Here is a 21021-nt window from a genome sequence, read left to right on the forward strand (position 1 = left end):
CATTGAATCGGCATGACGGACCCGAACAAGCAGGCGGACGCCGAAGCGCCGCCGCCCGAAAACGTTGGCGGCGGCGACGGCGGCGCGCAGAAACCGCCGCCGCGCAAAAGCGGCTGGCGCCGTTTGGCGCGGTGGATCGGCGCGCTCGTGCTCGTCGTCGTGCTGATCGCCGGGATCGCCATCGGCACGGTCTTTTACGTGCTGACGACCGAGCGCGGCACGCGCTACGCATGGAACGCGGCAACGAAGCTGCTCAAGGGGCAACTTACCGGCAAGCTCGACGGCGGCGCCATCGCGACCGGCCTGCAACTGCGCGACGTGCGCTGGAAGGACGGCAAGGGCACGGATATCGCAGTGGATAGCGTGTCGGGCCGCTGGGCGCTCACACGCGAGCCGCTGCGCTTCACGATCGATTATCTGCACATCGGGACGGTCGATGCGCGCATTGCGCCGTCGAACGAGCCGAGCAAGAAAACGGAACTGCCCAAGGATCTGCGCATTCCGATTCAACTTGCGATCAACGATCTTTCCGTCGGGAAACTGCGTCTGCATCAGGGCACGGCGACGACCGAATTCTCGCGCCTGCTTTTCCACGGCCGAAGCGACGGCCAGCATCACGAAGCGGCGGTAGAGCGGCTCGACACGCCGTTCGGCGCGGTGACGGCGTCGGCGAAGCTCGATGGCGGCGCGCGTCCGTTTCCGCTTTCCGGCGATGCGGGCTATGCCGGCAAGGTCAACGACGAAACGGTGAACGTGAGCGCGCGGCTCTCGGGCTCGCTCGAAGACCTGATCGCCGACGTCGATGCGAGCGGCCTGAAACTCAACGGACGCGCGCACGTCGAGGCGCTGCCGTTCGCGGACGTGCCGCTCAAGTCGGCGCTCGTCACGTTCGATCACGTCAATCCGCAGGCGTTCGCGCCGGGCGCTCCCGAGGCCGACCTCGCCGTGCGCGCCGAAGTGAAGCCCGTCGAAGGCGCGGACCCGAACGCGTTCGTCGTCGCCGGGCCGGTGTCGATCGTGAACGCGAAGCCCGGTTCCATCGACAAGAAGCTGCTGCCGCTCATCGACGCGCACGCGAACGTGCGGCTCGACGCGTCCGAGCAAAGCATCACCGATCTCGATGTGCGGCTCCTGAAGAACGCGTCGGTGACGGGCGGCGGCGCGCTCAAAAGCGGCAAGGGCAAGTTCGACCTCAAGGTCGCGAAGCTCGATTTGAACGCGATCGAGCCGACGCTGCGCCCGACGGATTTCGCCGGACCGATCCGCATCGAGCTGGATGGCGACACGCAGCGCATCGCCGCCGACCTGAACGATCCGAAAGCCGCGATCCGCGCGCAGGCCAAAGTGAAGCTCGATCCGCAAGCGACCACGCTCGACGACGTGAAGCTCGCGGTCGGGAAGGGCCGCGTCGAAGCGAGCGGCGTGCTGAAGAAGGACGCGAATTCGAGCTACGACCTGAAGGCGAAAATCGTCGAGTTCAATCCGCTGCTGCTGCAACAGCAGTTGATCGCGCCGAAGCCCGCGCCGGCGAAGAAAGGCGCGAAGCCGTCGAACAAGCCGGCCGCGCCGGCGCGTGTCGTGGAAGCGCGCGTGAACGGCACGCTGGCGGCATCGGGGCAACTCGCGCCGACGCTCACGACGAAGGCGACCTTCAAGCTCACCGACAGCATGTACGACAATCTGCCGCTGACGGGCGAGGGCACGATACAGGTCGCGGGCATGCGGCTGTTGCCGAGCAAGGCGGCGCTGTCGGTGGCGGGCAACAACGTCGATCTGAACGGCAGCTTCGGCGCGCCCGGCGACCGGCTGCGCTTCAAGGTCGACGCGCCCGCGCTCGAACGGCTCGGCTTCGGCATCGCGGGCACGGCGAAGGCGGACGGCGATCTGACCGGCTCGATCGCGCATCCGAACATCGCGGCGAACTATCAGGCCGATGGCCTCGTGTTCGGCGCGAATCGGCTCGGTCACGCGGAAGGCCGCGCCGATATCCGCGACGGCGCGAACGGCGCGCTCGTCTTCACGCTGAAGGCGCGCGATGCGAGCACGGAAGACATCGACATCGCGAATCTCGACGCGAATCTGAACGGCACGCGCGCGCATCACACGCTCGACGTGACGGCGACCGGCAAGGTGCGCGGCCAGCCCGTGAATCTCGCGCTCGGCGCGAACGGCAAGTTCACCGACGCGCCCGACGGCCCGCACTGGGACGGCGCGATCACGAAGCTGTCGAACAAGGGCACGCCGTCGCTGAATCTCGAATCGCCGCTTTCGGTGAGCTACGGTCCGAAGCGTCTCGTGCTCGGCGCGACGCGGCTCGTCGCGGAAGGCGCGGTGCTGAATCTGAAATCGTTCGCGATGGAGAACGGCCGCCTGCAATCAGCGGGCACGCTGACGAACCTGTCGGTGCCGCATCTGCTCGACGTGCGCCAGACGCTGACGGGCGCGGAGCCGCCGATCCGCACCGATCTCGTTTTCGACGGCGACTGGAACTTCACGCTCGGCGCGACCGCGACGGGCTACGCGCAGATCAAGCGCCGCGCCGGCGACGTGACGATCGACGGTACGCGCGGCCTGTCGGCGCTCGGCATTTCCGATATCGCCGCGCGCGCGGATTTCACCGACGGCAACCGCCTGAACGCGTCGCTGCACGCCCAGGCGAGCCGCATCGGCGTGATCGATGCCAACGTGCACACGCCACTCGTCAATCGCGACGGCATGCTCACCATCGACGACAACGCGCCGCTGACCGGCGCCATCAACGCGAACGTGCCGGAATTGCGCACGACCGGCGGCCTGCTCGGCGCGAACTATCTGCTCGGCGGCAGGATTGCGCTCAAGCTGGTGATCGCGGGCATCGTCGCGAAGCCGAATCTGTCGGGCTCGCTGACGGGCGACAACATTTCCGCGACGGTCGTCGATCAGGGCGTGCAACTGAAGGACGGCATCATCCGCATTGCGCTGTCGGAGAATCTCGTCGATTTTCAGCGCGTCGAGTTTCATGGCGCGAGCGGCACGCTGCGCGCGACCGGCAAGGTGCGCCTCGATCAGCAGGAGCCCGATCTGACCGCGAGCATCATCGCGGACAAGCTGGAGCTGTTCGCATCGCCGGATCGCGAGCTGATGCTCTCCGGCAGCGCGACGATCGCGAACGCGGGCTTGCAGGGCGGCATGGCGATCGACGGCAAGTTCACCGTCGATCACGCGCTCATCGATCTGCCGGAATCGTCCGCGCCGTCTCTCGGCGACGATGTCGTGATCGAGCGTCCCGATGGCACGATCAAGGGCGAGAACCAGTCGATCACCGCGAAGACCGAGAAGCCGGTCGGGCCGTTCACGCCGCGCGCGAACATCGGGATCGATCTCGGTCAGCACTTCCGCTTCAAGGGCGCGGGTGCGGACCTCGGCCTCGCGGGCACGATTACGGCGATGAGCGCGCCGAACATGCCGCTGCGCGCGGTCGGCAACGTGCGCGTGACGACGCCGGGTTCGTCGTACACGGCGTTCGGGCGCAAGCTGAACATCGAGAACGGTTTCTTCACGTTCAACGGGCCGGTGGCGAATCCCGGCCTCAACATTCTCGCGATGCGGCGCAATCAGGAAGTCGAGGCGGGTGTGCAGGTGACGGGCACGGTGCAGGCGCCGGTCGCCAAGCTGATTTCCGAGCCGAGCGTGCCAGACAACGAAAAGCTCTCGTGGCTGCTGTTCGGCCACGGCACCGATCAGGGCAACAACGTCGGCCAGCAGAGCGCGATGACGAGCGCGCTCGCGCTGCTCGGAAGCCGCGGCGGCGCGAAGATCGCGCAGACGGTCGGACTGGACGAGTTCACGGTCGGATCGAGCGAAGTGGGCCTGACCGATCCGCAAGTCGTGCTGCTGTCGAAGGCGATCAACGAACGGCTCGTGATCGGCTACGAGCAAGGCTTGCAATCGGCGAGCAACGCGGTCAAGGCGACGCTGAACCTGTCGCGGTTCTGGGCCGTGACGGTGTACGGCGGGACGTATCAGGGCGTCGATCTGTCTTATACGCGGCGCTTCAATCGCTGGTCGAGGCTGTGGTCGTCGTCTTCGTCGGCATCGCGGGCGTCGGCTGTGCAGCCATCGGCGGCCTCGGGGGCGTCGGGCGTGAGCGCGCCGTTCGGGGCATCGGCGACGGAAGTGGAATCGGACTGAGCATCGTCTGCTTCAAGCAAAAAGGGCACGCGATCTGCGTGCCCTTTTCGTTATGCGATGCGTGTTACTTCACCCGCATGCCCGGTTTCGCGCCGCTGTGCGGCTCGAGAATGTAGAGGCCCGGTTCGGCTTTTTCGTCCGTGGCGGATGCCGCGAGCACCATCCCTTCCGACAGACCGAACTTCATCTTGCGCGGCGCGAGGTTGACGACCATCACGGTCAGCTTGCCGATCAGATCTTGCGGCTGATACGCCGACTTGATGCCCGAAAACACATTGCGCGTCTTGTCCTCGCCGACGTCGAGCGTGAGTTGCAGCAGCTTGTCGGAGCCTTCGACGGCCTTGCAGTCGACGATCTTCGCGATACGCAGATCGACCTTCGCGAAGTCGTCGATGGAAATGACGCCTGCATCGTCCGGCTTCTTAGCGGCGGTCTTGGCCGGAGCGGCCGTTGTCGTCGCCGTTGCGGCTGCGGCTTCCGCGGCCGGCGCGAGCGATTCGCGATTCGCGGCGAGCAACGCCTCGATCTGCTTCGGATCGACGCGCGTCGTCAGATGCTTGTACGCGTTGATCGCGCTCGCCGACGACAGCGGCTTGTCGGCATCGGCCCAGACGAGCGGTGCGATGCCGAGGAACGATTCCACCGCTTCGATGAGCTTCGGCAAAACCGGCTTCAACGCGAGCGATAGCAGGCGGAACGCTTCCAGGCTCACGCTGCAGGTTTCATGCAGCGCGACGGCGTTCGCCGGATCCTTCGCCTGTTCCCACGGCTTCGCGGTGTCGACGTAGGCGTTGACGGCGTCGGCCAGTTCCATCGTCGTGCGCAGCGCGCGGCCGTATTCGCGCGACTCGTAGAAGCCGGCGATGTGCGGAATCGCCGAACGCAGTTGCGCGACGAGCGGATGATGCATCGCGCTGTCCTGCACGCGGCCGTCGAAACGCTTGATGAGAAAGCCCGCCGCGCGGCTCGCGATGTTCACGTACTTGCCGACGAGATCGCTGTTCACGCGCGCCTGGAAATCTTCGAGATTCAGGTCGATGTCTTCCATCGTGCTGTTCAGCTTCGCCGCGAAGTAGTAGCGCAGCCACTCGGGATTCAGCCCCGTGTCGATGACGCTCTGCGCGGTGATGAACGTGCCGCGCGACTTCGACATCTTCGCGCCGTCGACGGTCAGGAAGCCGTGCGCGAACACGTTCGTCGGCGTGCGATGGCCGGAGAATTCGAGCATCGCCGGCCAGAACAGCGTGTGGAAGTACAGAATGTCCTTGCCGATGAAGTGATATTGCTCGGCCTTCGAGCCGGGCTTCACCCATTCGCCGAAATTCACGCCGATGCGGTCCGCGAGATTCTTGAAGCTCGCGTAATAGCCGACGGGCGCATCGACCCAGACGTAGAAATACTTGCCCGGCGCGCCGGGAATTTCGAAGCCGAAGTAGGGCGCGTCGCGCGAAATGTCCCAGTCGGCGAGTTTGGCTTCGCCCTTGTCGCCGAGCCATTCGCGCATCTTGTTGGTGGCTTCGGGCTGAGCGAGACCGCTGACCCAGCCGCGCAGGAATTCCTCACAGCGCGGGTCGGACAGCTTGAAGAAGTAATGCGTCGACGTCTTGCGGATCGGCGTCGCGCCCGACACGACCGAATACGGATTGATCAGTTCGGTCGGCTGATAGGTCGAGCCGCAGACTTCGCAGTTGTCGCCGTATTGGTCCTTCGCGCCGCATTTCGGGCATTGGCCCTTGATGAAACGGTCCGGCAGGAACATTTCCTTGACCGGATCGTAGGCTTGTTCGATGTCGCGCGCCTCGATCAGGCCCGCCTGCTGCAGCGCGCCGTAGATCGTGTTGCACAGTTCGCGGTTTTCCTCGGCATCGGTCGAGTAGTAGTTGTCGAACGAGATGCCGAAGCTGTCGAAGTCGCGCTTGTGCTCTTTCCACACGCGCTCGATCAACGCTTTCGGCGTGATGCCTTCCTTCTCGGCGCGCAGCATGATCGGCGTGCCGTGGGTGTCGTCCGCGCCGACGTAGTAGACCTCGTGGCCATGCATTCGCAGCGTCCGAACCCAGATGTCCGTCTGAATGTATTCGACCATATGGCCGATATGAATCTGACCGTTCGCGTACGGCAACGCGGACGTGACGAGGATCTGGCGGCGGCCGCCTTCAAAGGCTTGAGCGGCAGGCGCGGCGGTGGCAGTGGCTGAAATCGGTGCTGACATAAAGGCGCGGCCCGGTGGGAATGCTTGAGGTTGTGAAAAAACGCGGAGTTCGATTTTAGCAGGGCGGGGAGAGGCGGGCGGAGTCGGCGGTGGATGGGGCGGAGTGCGTTTCGAGCGCCCAAAAAAAAACCGGGGTCCAATCGGGCCCCGGAGCAACAACGACAAGAGGAGAATGGCAGGTGATGGCATCGCCATCCGCCTACCGTAAGGACAGACAGCAGCACCGCGTCCAAGTTTCAAATTTTTTTCAGACGACTGAATACCGCTCGTGCCACCGCCCTCGCGGCGGCGCTATCTCCTTGAAAAACAGACGCTTACTGCACTTGTCCGGGCTGCGCGGTCGCACGCAGATAGATCTCCACGCGACGATTCTGCGCGCGGCCGGCTTCCGTCGAGTTGTCCGCGATCGGCTGAGTCTGGCCCATGCCCGATGCCGCGAGACGCTGCGCCGCGACGCCGTGCGTCGAAATGTACGACGCGACGCTCTGCGCGCGATTCTGCGACAGCGTCTGGTTGTAAGCCGCCTGACCCGTGTTATCCGTATGGCCGACCACGCTCGCGATCAGCTCCGGATGCTGCTGCATCGTCTGCGTGACGGAGTTCAGCACCGGATCGAACGACGGCTTGATCGCGTAGCTGTTCGTGTCGAACGAAATCGAGTTCGGAATGTTCACCTTCAGCGAGCCGTCCTGCTGCTCGGTCACTTGCGTGCCCGTGCCCTTCGAGTCACCCGAGATCTTGTTCTTGATCGACTGCCAGTTGTAGCCGACGATACCGCCCGTCGCCGCGCCGGCTGCCGCGCCGATCGCCGCGCCCTTGCCGCCGCCGAAGATCGCGCCGATCGCCGCGCCGGTCGCGGCGCCCGCGCCGGTGCCGACTGCGGTGTTGGTGCCCTGCTGCGTTTGACAGCCGGCGAGAAGCGCGCCCACCAGGGCAACGACGGACAGGCGGGTCATCAACTTAGTATTCATCTACGATCTCCTTTGATTCAACAAGCGTTCGGCGCATGCGCCGACAGTGCGAAAGGGTCTTCGGACGAGCCTCCGGGCGAGCCTCTACAATAATGAGAAAAGCGCCCGACTGCCCGGTGGGATGCGTCCCGGAAAGATTTGCAGCGGGATAGTGCAATGCGTAAGCGTTACAACGCAACGGCGCTAACAATTACTTTCAATTTCCTCAGAGTGTTCCGTGCGCCGCTGGGCGCCAGCAACAATCGTTCCATGGAGTCTCGATGAGTATTGACCGCGCGAAGATCGACGCCGCACTCGCCACACTGACCGATCCGAACACCAACCGCAAGCTGGTTGATCTGAAAAGCATTCGCAACGTATCCGTCGACGGCGCGAACGTCGTGGTGAGTGTCGTGCTCGGCTATCCGGCGAAATCGCAGTTCGGTGCGATCCGCGAAATGGTGGAAGGCGCGCTGCGTCAGATCGCGGGCGTCGCGAACGTGACCGTGGATGTTTCGTCGCAGGTCGTCGCGCATGCCGTGCAGCGCGGCGTGAAGCTGCTGCCGAACGTCAAGAACATCATCGCGGTGGCGTCCGGCAAGGGCGGCGTCGGCAAGAGCACGACGGCGACGAATCTCGCGCTCGCGCTCGCGGCCGAAGGCGCGTCTGTCGGCATGCTGGACGCGGACATCTACGGTCCCTCGCTGCCGATGATGCTCGGCATCACCGGCCGTCCGGAATCGCCTGACAATCAGACGATGAATCCGCTCGAAGGCCACGGCATTCAGGCGAACTCCATCGGCTTTCTGATCGAGCAGGACAATCCGATGGTCTGGCGCGGCCCGATGGTCACGTCCGCGCTCGAACAATTGCTGCGTCAGACGAACTGGAAGGATCTCGATTACCTCGTCGTCGACATGCCGCCGGGCACCGGCGACATCCAGCTCACGCTATCGCAGAAAGTGCCGGTGACGGGCGCGGTGATCGTCACGACGCCGCAGGACATCGCGCTGCTCGACGCGAAGAAGGGCTTGAAGATGTTCGAGAAGGTCGGGATTCCGATTCTCGGCATCGTCGAGAACATGAGCACGCATATCTGCTCGAACTGCGGTCACGAAGAGCACATCTTCGGCGCGGGCGGCGGCGAGCGCATGGCGAAGGAATACGGCGTCGAAGTGCTCGGTTCCCTGCCGCTCGATATCGCCATTCGCGAGCGCACCGACGCGGGCCAGCCGACCGTCGTGTCGCAGCCGGACAGCCGCATCGCGGAGACGTATCGCGCCATCGCGCGCCGCGTCGCCATTTCGATTGCGGAGCGCCAGCGCGACATGACCTCGAAGTTTCCGAGCATCGTCGTGCAGAACACCTGATTTCGAATAAGCGATCGAATCGGCGCGAGCCTTGTGCGATGCGGCTCGCGGTATCATGTCGCCTTCGATGCGCGGCAGCGCGGACGCACGGGGCGTCGGCGGGCCGCCGAGAGGATCGCATGAGACACAGATTCGACGGAAGGGCGCTTTACGCCTCGATCGCGATGGCCGCTTGCAGCGTCATGCTGAGCGGTTGCGGCCTCATCTTCCAGAATCACGAAAAGCGCGCGGACGCCGTTTTGAATCCGACGCCCGGCAACGCCACGCGCGGCACCGTCACGCTGATCGAGCGCGCGGACGGCGTGCAGGTTTCCTACAGCCTCACCGACATGCCGCCGAACAGCGATCACGCGCTGACCGTCCACGAGCGCGGCGACTGCATCGCGGTCAACGGGCCGGACGCGAGTCCGGTGTTCGCGCTGCCTTCCGATCGCAGACGAACGTCATCGCGTCTCGAAGGCGAGCTCGGCAACATCCACGCGGACGCAACCGGCGCGGCGACGGGCTTCATCGTCGCGACAGATGTCTCGCTCGACGGCGTGCGCTCGATCATTTCGCGCGCGATCATGCTGCACCGCGAAGCGCTCGACCCGTACGCGAGCGCGCCGCACAACGTCGGACCCGCGCTCGCTTGCGGCGTGATCCGGCGGTAGCTGCTGCGGCGGCATGCGAAGCGCCCGGCGCGGCGGCGCGCTTCGCGTAAAATACCCGCTTTCGTTTGGCCCGCGCGGCGAGAACCGCCGCCGGCCATGCCCCGTTTCACCGCAGGCGGCGGTCGCGAGACCGAGCCGTTCACCGTTGAGTAGCGTCCCCTATGAGCATCAAATCCGATAAGTGGATTCGCCGCATGGCCGAAGAGCACAAGATGATCGAGCCGTTCGTGCGCGATCAGGTGCGCGTGGCCGAGGACGGCCGCAAGATCGTGAGCTACGGCACGTCGAGCTACGGCTACGACATTCGCGTCGCCGACGAATTCAAGATCTTCACGAACATCAATTCCACCATCGTCGATCCGAAAGCCTTCGACGAGAAATCGTTCGTCGACTTCAAGGGCGATGTCTGCATCATTCCGCCGAATTCTTTCGCGCTCGCGCGCACGGTCGAGTATTTCCGCATTCCGCGTTCGTGCCTGACGGTGTGCCTCGGCAAGTCGACGTATGCACGCTGCGGGATCATCGTGAACGTGACGCCGTTCGAGCCGGAATGGGAAGGTTACGTCACGCTCGAATTCTCGAATACGACACCTTTGCCTGCCAAAATCTACGCGAACGAGGGCGTCGCCCAAGTCCTGTTCTTCGAAAGCGATGAAATGTGCGAGACGTCGTATGCCGATCGCGGCGGGAAGTACCAAGGTCAGCACGGCGTGACGCTGCCGAAAACCTGATCGAACCACGCACGTTACAAGCTTGTCGAAAGACCGCTGGCCCCGAGATTGCGACTCGGGCAGCGGTCGTTTCCATTTGGAGATTCGCCCCATGAAGTTCCGCTTCCCCGTCGTCATCATCGACGAAGACTTTCGCTCCGAAAACATTTCGGGTTCCGGCATCCGGGCGCTCGCAGAAGCGATCGAAAAGGAAGGCGCCGAAGTCCTCGGCCTGACGAGTTACGGCGATCTCGCCGCGTTCGCGCAGCAGTCGAGCCGCGCATCGTGTTTCATTTTGTCGATCGACGACGAGGAATTGCTGCCTTACGCGGACAACGTCGTCGTAGAAGGCGATACGCCGGAACTGGCGACGGCCATCGTCGCCTTGCGCGCGTTCATCACCGCGGTGCGCAAGCGCAACGCCGATATCCCCATCTTCCTGTACGGCGAAACGCGCACGTCGCGCCATCTGCCGAACGACATCCTGCGCGAACTGCACGGCTTCATCCACATGTTCGAGGACACGCCGGAGTTCGTGGCGCGTCACATCATTCGCGAGGCGAAGGTGTATCTCGATGCGCTCGCGCCGCCGTTCTTCAAGGAGCTCGTGCAGTACGCGGACGAAGGCTCGTATTCGTGGCACTGTCCGGGGCACTCGGGCGGCGTGGCATTCCTGAAGAATCCGCTCGGGCAGATGTTCCATCAGTTCTTCGGCGAAAACATGCTGCGCGCGGACGTCTGCAACGCGGTCGAGGAACTGGGTCAGCTGCTGGATCACACCGGCCCGGTCGCGGCGTCGGAGCGTAACGCGGCGCGCATCTTCGGCGCGGATCATCTCTTCTTCGTGACCAACGGCACGTCGACGTCGAACAAGATCGTGTGGCATGCGACCGTCGCGCCGGGCGATATCGTGCTGGTCGATCGCAACTGCCACAAGTCGATCCTGCACGCGATCACGATGACGGGCGCGATTCCCGTGTTCCTCACGCCGACGCGCAATCACTTCGGCATCATCGGACCGATTCCGCGCGACGAGTTCAAGCCGGAGAATATCCGCAGGAAGATCGAGGCGAATCCGTTCGCGCGCGAGGCGCTGGCGAAGAACCCGAAGATCAAGCCGCGCATTCTGACGATCACGCAGAGCACGTACGACGGCGTGATCTACAACGTCGAGATGATCAAGGATCTGCTCGGCGACATGCTCGACACGCTGCACTTCGACGAAGCCTGGCTGCCGCACGCCGAGTTCCACTCGTTCTATCAGGACATGCACGCGATCGGCGCGGGCCGTCCGCGCACGGGCGCGCTCGTGTTCGCGACGCACTCCACGCACAAACTGCTCGCGGGCATTTCGCAGGCGTCGCAGATTCTCGTGCAGGACAGCGAGAACAGCACGTTCGACCGTCATCGTTTCAACGAGGCGTATCTGATGCACACGTCCACGTCGCCGCAATACGCGATCATCGCGTCGTGCGACGTCGCGGCCGCGATGATGGAAGCGCCGGGCGGCGAGGCGCTCGTCGAGGAGTCGATTGCGGAAGCGGTCGATTTCCGCCGCGCCATGCGCAAGGTCGATGCCGAATACGGCGACGACTGGTTCTTCAAGGTCTGGGGCCCGGACGCGCTGGCGGAAGAGGGCATCGGCGATCGCGAGGACTGGGTGCTGAAGCCCAACGACCGCTGGCACGGTTTCGGCGCGCTCGCGGAAGGCTTCAACATGCTCGATCCGATCAAGGCGACGATCATCACGCCGGGACTCGACGTCGACGGCGAATTCGGCGAGACCGGCATTCCGGCCGCGATCGTGACGAAGTATCTGGCGGAGCACGGCATCATCGTGGAGAAGACGGGGCTTTACTCGTTCTTCATCATGTTCACGATCGGCATCACGAAGGGCCGCTGGAACTCGATGGTCACGGAGCTTCAGCAGTTCAAGGACGACTACGACAACAATCAGCCGCTGTGGCGCGTGCTGCCGGAGTTCGTCGCGCAGCATCCGTCTTACGAGCGCATCGGTCTGCGCGATCTATGCGAGCAGATTCACAGCGTCTATCGCGCGAACAACATCGCGCGCCTGACGACGGAGATGTACCTGTCGAGCATGGAGCCGGCGATGAAGCCGTCCGAGGCGTTCGCGAAGCTCGCGCACCGCGAGATCGATCGCGTGCCTATCGACGAACTGGAAGGACGCGTGACGTCGATTCTTTTGACGCCGTATCCGCCGGGCATTCCGTTGCTGATTCCGGGCGAGCGTTTCAATCGCACGATCGTGGATTACCTGCGTTTCGCGCGCGAGTTCAACGAGCGCTTCCCGGGATTCCATACGGATATTCACGGGCTGGTCGGCGAGATGATCAACGGACGGATCGAGTATTTCGTGGATTGCGTGCGGGATTGAGTGCACGCAGTGGCGATCACGAGCCGCATCAAAAAATAATGAATGCGGTGATCGTGTCGCGATAGGGGCCGGGCCGTGGGGCCGATTGCGCAGGCACTTGCACATAAACGGTGAAGGTGTAGGCGACGCCCGTACCGACGCCGTTGCCCATCACCGTCCCGGACGTGCCGTCGCCCCACGGGACGGTATGCGAAGGGTCGATGTACAGCTGATAGTCGATTGTCTCGGTCCCACCCACCCGTGTGAGTTTGCGCCCAGTGATCGCGCCGCCGTCCGATGTGCCTCCGTTCAGCGCAATGTTGTACGACGCGCCCGACGTGCAGGTCGCGGTGATGCGGCTCGTCGCCTCGAGCGGCTCCTGAAAAGAGCTCTGCGTGCCGAACGCCATCGGCGTCGCGGAGATGTTGCAGTTGTTCGCCACGTTGACCGATACGTTGAACGCCGCCGACTTGTACGGCGCGGTCGCCGTGCTGCAACTCGGCGGCGTGCCGCTGTAGCCCACATAGACGAAATACGTGTCGGCGGCGGTGAACGTCTGCGTGTACGTCCCCAATCCGACCTGCTGATTCGGCGGAATCCGCCCGTAGAACGGCTCCTGTGCCCACACCTTGCCGCTCGGATGCACGGGCAGGTCGATGATGTACGGCGTCGTCGACGGATTGAGAATCGAGCCCCACACGCTCACATGATCCGGATCGACGTATAGGTTGTAGTCGAGCGTCGCGCCGTTCGGGCCGGTCAGCACGCGCGGCGACGTCGTGCTGATGTTCAGGCACATGCGCACCATCGGCGTCGTGTAGCCGGTGCAATACATGATGACCGCGCCGACGACCTCCGTCGGCTCCGAATAGGTCGTGTCGTATTCGCCGAAATCCGTGTAGCCGACGGAAAACGAACACATCTGCGCCCGCGACGCTTTCGGCAGCGCGAGCAGCGCAAACATCGCGACGACGATGACCGCGCCTCTTCGTATCCACGATCGCGTTCGCATGATTCATCCTCCGTTGCCGCGACAGACGAACGGCCCGATCTGCGGCAACTCGTGTGACGACGCGGCGTCGAACGGCACCTGCGCGGAACAGCTCGCGCCGTGTCCGCGAATCGTCACCGTGTTGGCGGCGTCGAGCTTGTTGAAGAACGCGAGGCCGTCGAAGCCGACGATCGCCGTTTCGCCCGTGCTCTCGTTGGTCGCGGCGGCGCCTTCCTTGATCGGCGCGCCGCCCGCATCGACGAAACTCACCGACGCGCCCTGATACCGCGACATCCCGAAGCGCGCGAGCACGCCCGAGCGCCGTTCCGGCGCGACGTTGAGCTTCGTCGTTTCGATACGTGCATCGGCGGGCAAGGCGAGCGGATCGATCGCGATCTGATTGCGCTGATACGACTGCAGATCCGGCACCAGCAGATGGCCGCCCGAATTCGTGACGCCGACCTTGCGGTTCTCCTGGCTCACCGGCACGCCCGCGACGCCGTCGGTGGAGACGAGCGCGAAGCCATCCGTGATCGTGCGCGCGGGCAGCACCGCGCCGTCCATGATGGCGATCGCGCCGGTCATCTCGGCGGTGCCCGTCGTCGTGCCGTTGAAGCGCTGCGCCGTCGCCTGGAATTCCCCGAAGCTCGCCCGATAGTTCGCGCCCGCGAACCCATGCCGATAATCCGCGCCCGCGCCCGCCTGCACCGTCCAGCCCCATCCGCCGCTGAAATCGGCCGGACGCGACGCGGTGACGTCCGCCGTCGAGTGGCCGCCCGATTGCGCGAGCGTCGTGCTGACCGCCATGTTGCCGCCGAGCGCGACCGTCACGCCGATCGATCCGCCCCACACGTTCTTCTGCAGGAAGTCGCGGTACGCCGTCGCGAAGAGCGACCAGCGCCGCCCGAACTGCGCGTTGTACGCGAGCGTGAGGACGCGCGCGTGCCCGGAAAAGCTGTCCTCGGAATCGACATAGCTCATCGTCGCCGATTGCGTGCGCAGGAACGAAACCGACGCCGTCGCCTGATAGACATGCTGAAACGTCGACGTGCCCGTAAGCGACGCGACATCGCGATAGCCGCTCGACGCCTGCGTGCCCTGCAGACTGACGGAAAACTTCGGCCCGATGTACTGATAGCCGAGGCTGTAGAGCGAACCGGTCATACCGTCGACCTTGCTCGCGGCCGCCGCCGTGCTGAACACGCCGAAGCCGCCGGTGCCGATGACCGCGCCCGCGCCGCCGTTGACGAGTCCCTGGCCGCCTTCGGCGTGCGCCTGCAAGGTCAGCCAGTCGCTGACGCCATAGCTGAACACGCCGCTATAGATGGGCGAACGCTCGTAGTCGAAAGACTCGACCGTGTAGTTGTCGCGCAGGAAGCCGAGTTCGAACGAATAGTTGAACAATCCCTTCGACAAGAGCCGCGCATCGATATAGAGCGGCACGCTCGTCGTGACGCGGCGACCGAGCGCATCGGTGACGACGATTTGTGCGACGCCCGCGCCGTTCAGGCTCGGCGCCTGCGCGATCTGGAACGGCCCGGGCGCGACTTCGCCGCTGTACTGGCGCAGGCCGTTGACGTAGAGATCGACGGCGGAAGGCACGGCGGCCGAGGCGGAGAACATCGGCAGGGGAAACGTGATGAGGTCGGGCCTCAGCGTGAAGTCGCGCTGGATCTGGAATCCGCCGAAGCGCACGGAGCGCGACCACGGCAGCGATCCCGATACCGAATCGCCGACCGTCATCGTGAAAAGTTTCGCGGGATTCGAGTAGCTCCAGTTCGTGTCGAGCCGCGTGTATCGGTTCGAGCCGCCGTCCGCGTTGATCCAGGTGCCGGTGTTGTCGAACACGCCGAAGGGCGTGAAGAGGCGCTGCTCGCTCCACACGCCGATGCTGTTTTCGCTGTCTTCGCCGTATTCGCGCGTGTAACTCACGTCGTAGTTCATCAGGAAGCCGGTGCCTGACGTCGCCTTCGGCGTGACCGGCAGCGTGTAGCCGATCTTGCGTGTGGTCTGGCGCGCTTCGTCGACGTCGAGAATCGCCTGCTGGCGCGCGGGCGCATACGTCGCGCGCAAGCCGGGAATCGACGACAGCGCGAGCCAGCCATCGGCGTCCGGTTTCAAATCGCTCACGCGGATGCCCGCGGCTTCGAGCGTGCGCGGCTCGGCATAGAGCTGACCGTGACGCAGTTCGAACTCCGACGGCTCGCCGAGATTCGTTCCGTTGATGACGATCTCGAGCACGAGTTGCTGATTCGTTTCGGCGAACGCGCCGAAGGGCTCCCCGCGCGCTGCGCCCGAGAGGCTCGGCAGTTCGGCGGGCGAGCCGCCGCCGGTGATGTCGACCTGCGCGATCGCCGCTTCCGACACGAGAACGAGCGTCAGCGCGACGCGAGCTTTCCGGCCCGGCGTCTTCCTGGCAGTGTCGGCGGACGAGGACATGCTCGCGGCGATGCGCAAGCGATCAAGGTCCGCCGCTCTCGCCGAGCCGCTCCGTGACGGCCGAGCCGTTGACCGTCGCCGCGACGTCCGCCGGCTTGCCGCGCAAGGCGCTCGCGGCGGCGGGCAGCGCCCACGCGCGCACGCGGCCCGGCAGGACGTAGCCGAGCAGGCCCGCGGAAATCGGAATGTCCGCGCCGCCGTTTTTCAGCGATACCGCGCTCAACTGCGCATGGATCGCCCCGCTGTTCGAGACGAGCAGAAACGGCTTGCCGTTTCTCTCGACGATGCTCCATTGCAGCTTCGGCTTGCCCGCTTCACCGGCTGGCGAAATAAATAGTGGTACAGAATATCGAAAGCGAAACTGAACGTTCGCACCGGCGGTCGCGCCTTCCGGCGGCAATTCATCGATGAGCAGACGATACGCGCGCTCCTGCTGCAACGGCTCCATGCTCGCGCGAATCACGCGGATGACCTGCTGTCCGCCCGCGGCCACTTCGGCGATAGGCGGGCTCGCGACGATCTCGCGCGTCGGCGTCAGCTTGTCCTGTTCATCGGCCTGATCCCAGACGAACGCGCGCACTTGAGCGTGGATCGGTTCGTCGCCGCCGTTGCTCAGGTTGATGACTTTGCCGTTCTCCGCGGCAGTGAGCTGGATCGTTACCGGGGAGATTTGCAATGAAGCGGCGAGCGTCGCGGAGCATTGCAGAAAGAGAAAAACCGCGCAGGCGCGCGGTAGCAAGGTGGGCATCGTCGGTCTCCTTATGTCATCCCGACTATCCCATTGATATAGATTTATCTGCGAACAAGCAAGCGTCGCGCTGAGTGCGAGATGCTTGCAGCGCGATGCGAGGTTTAGAACACGACCGTCGCGGTGATGGTCGACGAATACGCGCCAGCCGCGGGCGTGTTCTGCGTCGGCACGCGGCCATAGACCGGGATGGTTTGCGCGCCGCCGTCGCCGGTGCCCGCGACCGTGTCGGTGTCCACCGTGTTGCCCCAGACCTGCGTGCGGGCGATATCGCGATACAGGTTGAACGAGACGAATGCGTCGCCTGCTGCGTTGCCCATCTTGCGATCCGATATGGCCGAACCGGTGGCGGTGCCCGCGTCGAGGGCGACGGTGTAGGGCGTGCCCTTGGTGCAGGTGACCGACAGGCTGGCGTTTTGATCGATGTTCTGCGTGAGCACGCCGGTGCTGCCGAAATCCAGCGGATTGGCGGCGATCGAGCAATCGTCCTGAACCGTCAGCGTGACGTCGAAAGTCGCAGTCTTGCTCGTGGCGGCGAATGCATTCTGCGAACCGACGGCGCCGAGCGTGGCGGCGCTTGCAACGATGGCAATGACGGCGGCTTTCTTGAACAGGTTACGCATGAGGAACACTCCTGAGATCGAAAAGATGACTGATGCTGAATCGCGCTGGCGTCGCGAGGACATGGATGAATCATAGGGAATACGCGATTAAGACTGAATGAGACGACTCTTAATTGAGATAGGCAGGCGCGGTGTTTCGCTTGTTGTGGTCATGTCGCGGGCGTTATTGAGATTGATGCGTGCCGCGAATCACTGGCTGCCGGCACGGAGCATCTTCGTGCTAACTCATCCCGATTGCGCCTTCTAGAATGAAGAGCGATCGGGCGCGGTTCGACCATTTGAATTAGATATGCGAAGCAAATCAAAAAAGGGGATTGTCATGTTCGCTGAGAAGTGGAAATTGAGGTTCGTGCTGCTTCCGTTGGCCGTGCCGTGTGCGGTGTCGGCGCACGGTACGATCGAGACGCCGATCAGCCGCGTCTATTCGTGCTACCTCGAGGGCCCGGAAAGCCCGACGTCGGCGCCGTGCAAGGCTGCGGTCGCGGTGGCGGGGCCGTCGTTTCTGTACGACTGGGCTGGCGTGAATCAACTGCCCAATGGCGATCACAAGGCTTTCGTGCCCGACGGGCATCTGTGCAGCGGCGGCAAGACCAACTACTACGGTCTGGATCTCGGCCGAAGCGACTGGCCGGCCACGACGATCTCGGCCGATCTGAGCGGAAACTACACATTCGTCTGGTACGCGACCGCGCCGCACGTCACGCGCTACTTCCAGATGTACATGACCTCGGACGGCTACGATTTCAATCAGCCGTTGAAATGGTCCGATCTCGACAGCAAGCCGTTCTGCGAACTCAACAGCGCGACGCTCGACAACGGGCGCTACAAGCTGCAATGCAAGCTGCCCGCGGGCAAAACGGGCAGGCGGATCATTTACACGATCTGGCAGCGCAACGACAGCGCCGAAGCGTTCTATGCGTGCAGCGACGTGGTCATCAACGGCGCGCGCACGACCTGGCGCGAGATGCGTCCGATCCCGACGACCGCGCTGGATCAACCGGCAGGCATGAAGATCACGCTGCGGGTCTTCGATGCGGACGGGCACGATCTGGAATCGATCAGCTATACGGTGACGGCGCAGACGACGGCCGCTGCGGACTGGGTGTATGCGATGGCGCAGAAGGTCAACTCGGATGCGAAGCATGTGCGGCTGGGGCTGATCGACAACAACGGCAACATCGTGCCGCAGAAGACGATGTCGGCGAACCGCATCTACGTCGACAGTCCGCAGGACTACAACTTCGCGGTCGATTACACCGGCGCGCCGGCACCCGCGCCTTCACCGACGCCGACGCCTTCACCTGCGCCCACGCCAACGCCCACGCCAACGCCCACGCCAACGCCCACGCCCACGCCCACGCCCACGCCCACGCCCACGCCAACGCCAACGCCAACGCCAACGCCAACGCCAACGCCAACGCCAACGCCAACGCCGACGCCGACGCCAACGCCCACGCCAACGCCAACGCCAACGCCAACACCTACGCCTACGCCCGCACCGGCGCCAACGCCGACACCAACCCCCGCCCCCTCACCCAGCGCAGGAGGCGCGACATGCGCCATCGCGTGGCAGTCGGGCACGATCTACAAGGCGAAGGAAAACGTATCGGTGAGTGGCCGCAACTACAGCGCGCGCTGGGAGAACTCCGACGATCCCTCGCGCAATTCGGGCAGCGGCAAATCGTGGCAGGACCTGGGCGCGTGTTCGGGACAGACGTTGCTCGCGTGCGCCGCGCCGTGGAGCGCGAGCAAGACTTACGCGACCGCGGGCACGACGGTCAGCTACAACGGCATGAACTATCGCAACAAGTGGTGGAGCGCCAACGCCGATCCGGCGACGAACTCGGACGGCGCCTGGGAAAAAGTCGGAGCCTGCAAATGAGAGAGGGGGAGCGCGGCGCCCGCATCGAGGCGTCGCGCAAGTCTCATGCTTCAGCGCGAAAACGCCCGCGCCGGATCCACTTCGTCGCGATCCACTTCTCGCCTTTTTCGACGGGCGTGCCCGCGTGCAGCGTTTTTGGATCGCTTTGTCCGAGTTCGTTGACGTATTCGAAATAGAGCGCGCTGCCGCGCCGCGGATGAATCGCGAGTCCGATGTCCGGAAACGTCGTGTCGCCGCCTTGCTCGACTTCGTTGAGATAGAGGATGACCGTCGCGATGCGCTGCCCGCCGCGCTGCATGTGATGTTTGCTGCCGGCCTGCTCTTCGGGGAAGTAGTCGTAATGCGGGCGATATTCGCCGCCCATGCCGTATCGAAGGATATGCAGATCCTCGCCGTTCTCTACCGGCTGGCGAAACAGTTCGGCGATCCTTCGGTCGATCGTTTCGACGAGCGCATCCGTCGATGCATTGACGAACGCGCCTTCGCTCCTGCGTTCTTCGATGGTGATCTCCTTGCCCGAATCCGGATCGACGACGGACGAGCGCTGCACATGCTCGCGGCCGATCTCGATCAGCCGGTCGCATTCGGTGTCGTCGAGCACGTCGGCGACGAGCGCGATCACCGGCTGTTCGCTGCTGAAGACCTTGGGCGCGGATCGATCGCTCGCGGTCAGCACGCGCGCCTGCGGCAGCATCGGCGTGCCGTAGAGATAGTCGGGCGATGTTTCATCGTCGGCTTGAGGCGCGTCGCCGGCAAGATGGCGCGCGAGCAGCAGGCGCGCGGTGTTCGGATGGAACGCGGCGGCGATCATCGCGTCGATCAGCGACTGATGCGTGCAGCCGCGGCGGATGTTGTCGTCGAGCCAGTTCTTCCATGTCGAATCGAAGCGGGGAATCGTGCTCATGGCGGCTTTCCGAGTATCACTAAACGATCGGTCCTTTCATGGAAGCACAAAAGCATCTGAATAACAACGGCGCGATTGAAACAGCCGCGCGGCTCGCGCAAAGCGAACTATGCTTTCTCAAGGCGCGGCATCGGGCCGTGTCGGATGAGGGATGAATCGCGCCATGCGAAGCGCATCGTTGAGGATCGAAGGCCGCCCTGTGATCGCCTTGTTGCTGGCAATCGGATGCCTCGCGCTTGGCGAGCGAGCGCGCGCCGCGTCGATGCTGCGCTGCGAGTCCGATGACAACACGGTCACGTATGTCAGCACGCGCATCGAAAACGCAAAGTGCATCCGCGTGAACATGAACTGGCAGTGGACGCCGCCTGCCCCGTCATCCGCATCGATGGCGTCGGCCGCGCCGCCCGCCGCGCCGCTCACGCGACGTCAGACCACGGCGCGCATCTACAGCTATGTCGAAGACGGCGTGCGCCACTTCGTGTCCAGGAAACCGGCCGGCGTTGCGGCGAACGTAACGGTCATCGAGTTGCGTTTCATGGAGACGTGCAATCTGTGCTCGCCCGGCGATGACGTCAACGTTGCCGGGCTCGCGCTCGACACGCGTTCCTACGGACGCGAAATCGATGCCGCCGCCGCGTCGTTCAACGTCGACAGCGCGCTCGTGCGCGCGGTGATTCACGCGGAATCGGCGTATCGCGCGAACGCGATCTCCCGCGCGGGCGCGCAGGGCCTCATGCAACTGATGCCGGCGACGGCGACGCGCTTCAACGTCGGCGATCCGTTCGACGCGGCGCAAAACATTCGCGGCGGCGTGCAGTATCTGTCGTGGCTGCTCAGGCGCTTCAACAACAATCTCGATCTCGCGCTGGCCGCGTACAACAGCGGCGAGGCGGCCGTCGATCGCTACAACGGCGTGCCGCCATACAACGAGACGCGCACGTATGTGTCGCGCGTGAAGACGCTCGCCGCGCGTTATCGCGACGGGCACTGAA

At 64.2% G+C, this 21021-nt stretch carries 14 protein-coding genes; 7 read left to right on the forward strand and 7 right to left on the reverse strand.

Features of this window, described 5'->3' with window-relative positions; all coding sequences use genetic code 11:
- Positions 1-12 precede the first annotated feature (12 nt).
- Positions 13-4170, forward strand: coding sequence for a translocation/assembly module TamB domain-containing protein (locus tag QCE49_RS02990; protein ID WP_250458221.1), 4158 nt, complete (start codon positions 13-15; stop codon positions 4168-4170).
- 64 nt (positions 4171-4234) lie between these two features.
- Here QCE49_RS02990 and metG read toward each other — a convergent pair whose 3' ends face one another.
- Together metG and QCE49_RS03000 are read right to left on the reverse strand one after the other, a co-directional pair.
- On the reverse strand, positions 4235-6382 hold the full coding sequence (metG, locus tag QCE49_RS02995) for a methionine--tRNA ligase (RefSeq protein ID WP_008351060.1): 2148 nt from the start codon (positions 6380-6382) through the stop codon (positions 4235-4237).
- Positions 6383-6696: 314 nt separating this feature from the next.
- Complete coding sequence (locus tag QCE49_RS03000) at positions 6697-7353, reverse strand: OmpA family protein (protein ID WP_008351059.1); 657 nt, start codon at positions 7351-7353, stop codon at positions 6697-6699.
- Between the two features lie 260 nt (positions 7354-7613).
- Between QCE49_RS03000 and apbC the strand changes: the two genes are divergently transcribed.
- From apbC to QCE49_RS03020, 4 genes are all read left to right on the forward strand, one after another.
- The gene (gene apbC / locus QCE49_RS03005; RefSeq protein ID WP_034472904.1) at positions 7614-8702 is read left to right on the forward strand and encodes an iron-sulfur cluster carrier protein ApbC; all 1089 of its coding nucleotides are present in this window, start codon (positions 7614-7616) and stop codon (positions 8700-8702) included.
- Positions 8703-8821: 119 nt separating this feature from the next.
- Complete coding sequence (locus tag QCE49_RS03010) at positions 8822-9355, forward strand: superoxide dismutase family protein (RefSeq protein WP_008351054.1); 534 nt, start codon at positions 8822-8824, stop codon at positions 9353-9355.
- A 161-nt stretch (positions 9356-9516) separates the two neighbouring features.
- Complete coding sequence (gene dcd / locus QCE49_RS03015; protein ID WP_008351052.1) at positions 9517-10086, forward strand: dCTP deaminase; 570 nt, start codon at positions 9517-9519, stop codon at positions 10084-10086.
- 91 nt (positions 10087-10177) lie between these two features.
- Entirely contained in the window at positions 10178-12463 is a 2286-nt protein-coding gene (locus QCE49_RS03020) for an arginine/lysine/ornithine decarboxylase (protein ID WP_008351050.1), read from the forward strand.
- Positions 12464-12491: 28 nt separating this feature from the next.
- On the opposite strand, the gene QCE49_RS03025 is transcribed toward QCE49_RS03020, so the two are convergent.
- The 4 genes from QCE49_RS03025 to QCE49_RS03040 all read right to left on the reverse strand — a co-directional run bounded on the left by QCE49_RS03025 (position 12492) and on the right by QCE49_RS03040 (position 17243).
- A complete protein-coding gene (locus QCE49_RS03025; RefSeq protein WP_250458222.1) occupies positions 12492-13454 on the reverse strand; it encodes a spore coat U domain-containing protein in 963 nt (320 codons plus the stop codon).
- Between the two features lie 3 nt (positions 13455-13457).
- On the reverse strand, positions 13458-15872 hold the full coding sequence (locus tag QCE49_RS03030) for a fimbria/pilus outer membrane usher protein (protein WP_250439159.1): 2415 nt from the start codon (positions 15870-15872) through the stop codon (positions 13458-13460).
- 22 nt (positions 15873-15894) lie between these two features.
- Positions 15895-16620: a molecular chaperone gene (locus tag QCE49_RS03035; RefSeq protein ID WP_250458223.1), complete on the reverse strand. Its 726-nt coding sequence runs from the start codon at positions 16618-16620 to the stop codon at positions 15895-15897.
- A 104-nt stretch (positions 16621-16724) separates the two neighbouring features.
- Positions 16725-17243 carry a spore coat U domain-containing protein gene (locus tag QCE49_RS03040; RefSeq protein WP_250458224.1) on the reverse strand — a complete coding sequence of 173 codons (519 nt, stop codon included), beginning with the start codon at positions 17241-17243 and terminating at the stop codon, positions 16725-16727.
- 319 nt (positions 17244-17562) lie between these two features.
- On the opposite strand from QCE49_RS03040, the gene QCE49_RS03045 reads away from it, so the two are divergent.
- Entirely contained in the window at positions 17563-19125 is a 1563-nt protein-coding gene (locus tag QCE49_RS03045) for a lytic polysaccharide monooxygenase (RefSeq protein ID WP_250458225.1), read from the forward strand.
- 43 nt (positions 19126-19168) lie between these two features.
- On the opposite strand, the gene QCE49_RS03050 is transcribed toward QCE49_RS03045, so the two are convergent.
- Entirely contained in the window at positions 19169-20029 is an 861-nt protein-coding gene (locus QCE49_RS03050) for a 2OG-Fe(II) oxygenase (RefSeq protein ID WP_008351040.1), read from the reverse strand.
- 163 nt (positions 20030-20192) lie between these two features.
- Between QCE49_RS03050 and QCE49_RS03055 the strand changes: the two genes are divergently transcribed.
- On the forward strand, positions 20193-21020 hold the full coding sequence (locus QCE49_RS03055) for a lytic transglycosylase domain-containing protein (protein ID WP_250458226.1): 828 nt from the start codon (positions 20193-20195) through the stop codon (positions 21018-21020).
- Position 21021: the final 1 nt, after the last annotated feature.

It is taken from the genome of Caballeronia sp. LZ008 (assembly GCF_031451435.1).
In the GTDB taxonomy this organism is placed as follows: domain Bacteria; phylum Pseudomonadota; class Gammaproteobacteria; order Burkholderiales; family Burkholderiaceae; genus Caballeronia; species Caballeronia zhejiangensis.

What these genes read in the sequence shown, in the direction of transcription:
- QCE49_RS03040 (WP_250458224.1), bottom strand. Translation starts at nt 17,243, where the DNA reads ATGCGTAACCTGTTCAAGAAAGCCGCCGTCATTGCCATCGTTGCAAGC.
- QCE49_RS03030 (WP_250439159.1), bottom strand. Translation starts at nt 15,872, where the DNA reads ATGTCCTCGTCCGCCGACACTGCCAGGAAGACGCCGGGCCGGAAAGCT.
- QCE49_RS03010 (WP_008351054.1), top strand. Translation starts at nt 8,822, where the DNA reads ATGAGACACAGATTCGACGGAAGGGCGCTTTACGCCTCGATCGCGATG.
- QCE49_RS02990 (WP_250458221.1), top strand. Translation starts at nt 13, where the DNA reads ATGACGGACCCGAACAAGCAGGCGGACGCCGAAGCGCCGCCGCCCGAA.
- QCE49_RS03045 (WP_250458225.1), top strand. Translation starts at nt 17,563, where the DNA reads ATGTTCGCTGAGAAGTGGAAATTGAGGTTCGTGCTGCTTCCGTTGGCC.
- QCE49_RS03035 (WP_250458223.1), bottom strand. Translation starts at nt 16,620, where the DNA reads ATGCCCACCTTGCTACCGCGCGCCTGCGCGGTTTTTCTCTTTCTGCAA.
- QCE49_RS03025 (WP_250458222.1), bottom strand. Translation starts at nt 13,454, where the DNA reads ATGCGAACGCGATCGTGGATACGAAGAGGCGCGGTCATCGTCGTCGCG.
- QCE49_RS03000 (WP_008351059.1), bottom strand. Translation starts at nt 7,353, where the DNA reads ATGAATACTAAGTTGATGACCCGCCTGTCCGTCGTTGCCCTGGTGGGC.
- QCE49_RS03020 (WP_008351050.1), top strand. Translation starts at nt 10,178, where the DNA reads ATGAAGTTCCGCTTCCCCGTCGTCATCATCGACGAAGACTTTCGCTCC.
- metG (WP_008351060.1), bottom strand. Translation starts at nt 6,382, where the DNA reads ATGTCAGCACCGATTTCAGCCACTGCCACCGCCGCGCCTGCCGCTCAA.
- QCE49_RS03050 (WP_008351040.1), bottom strand. Translation starts at nt 20,029, where the DNA reads ATGAGCACGATTCCCCGCTTCGATTCGACATGGAAGAACTGGCTCGAC.
- apbC (WP_034472904.1), top strand. Translation starts at nt 7,614, where the DNA reads ATGAGTATTGACCGCGCGAAGATCGACGCCGCACTCGCCACACTGACC.
- QCE49_RS03055 (WP_250458226.1), top strand. Translation starts at nt 20,193, where the DNA reads ATGCGAAGCGCATCGTTGAGGATCGAAGGCCGCCCTGTGATCGCCTTG.
- dcd (WP_008351052.1), top strand. Translation starts at nt 9,517, where the DNA reads ATGAGCATCAAATCCGATAAGTGGATTCGCCGCATGGCCGAAGAGCAC.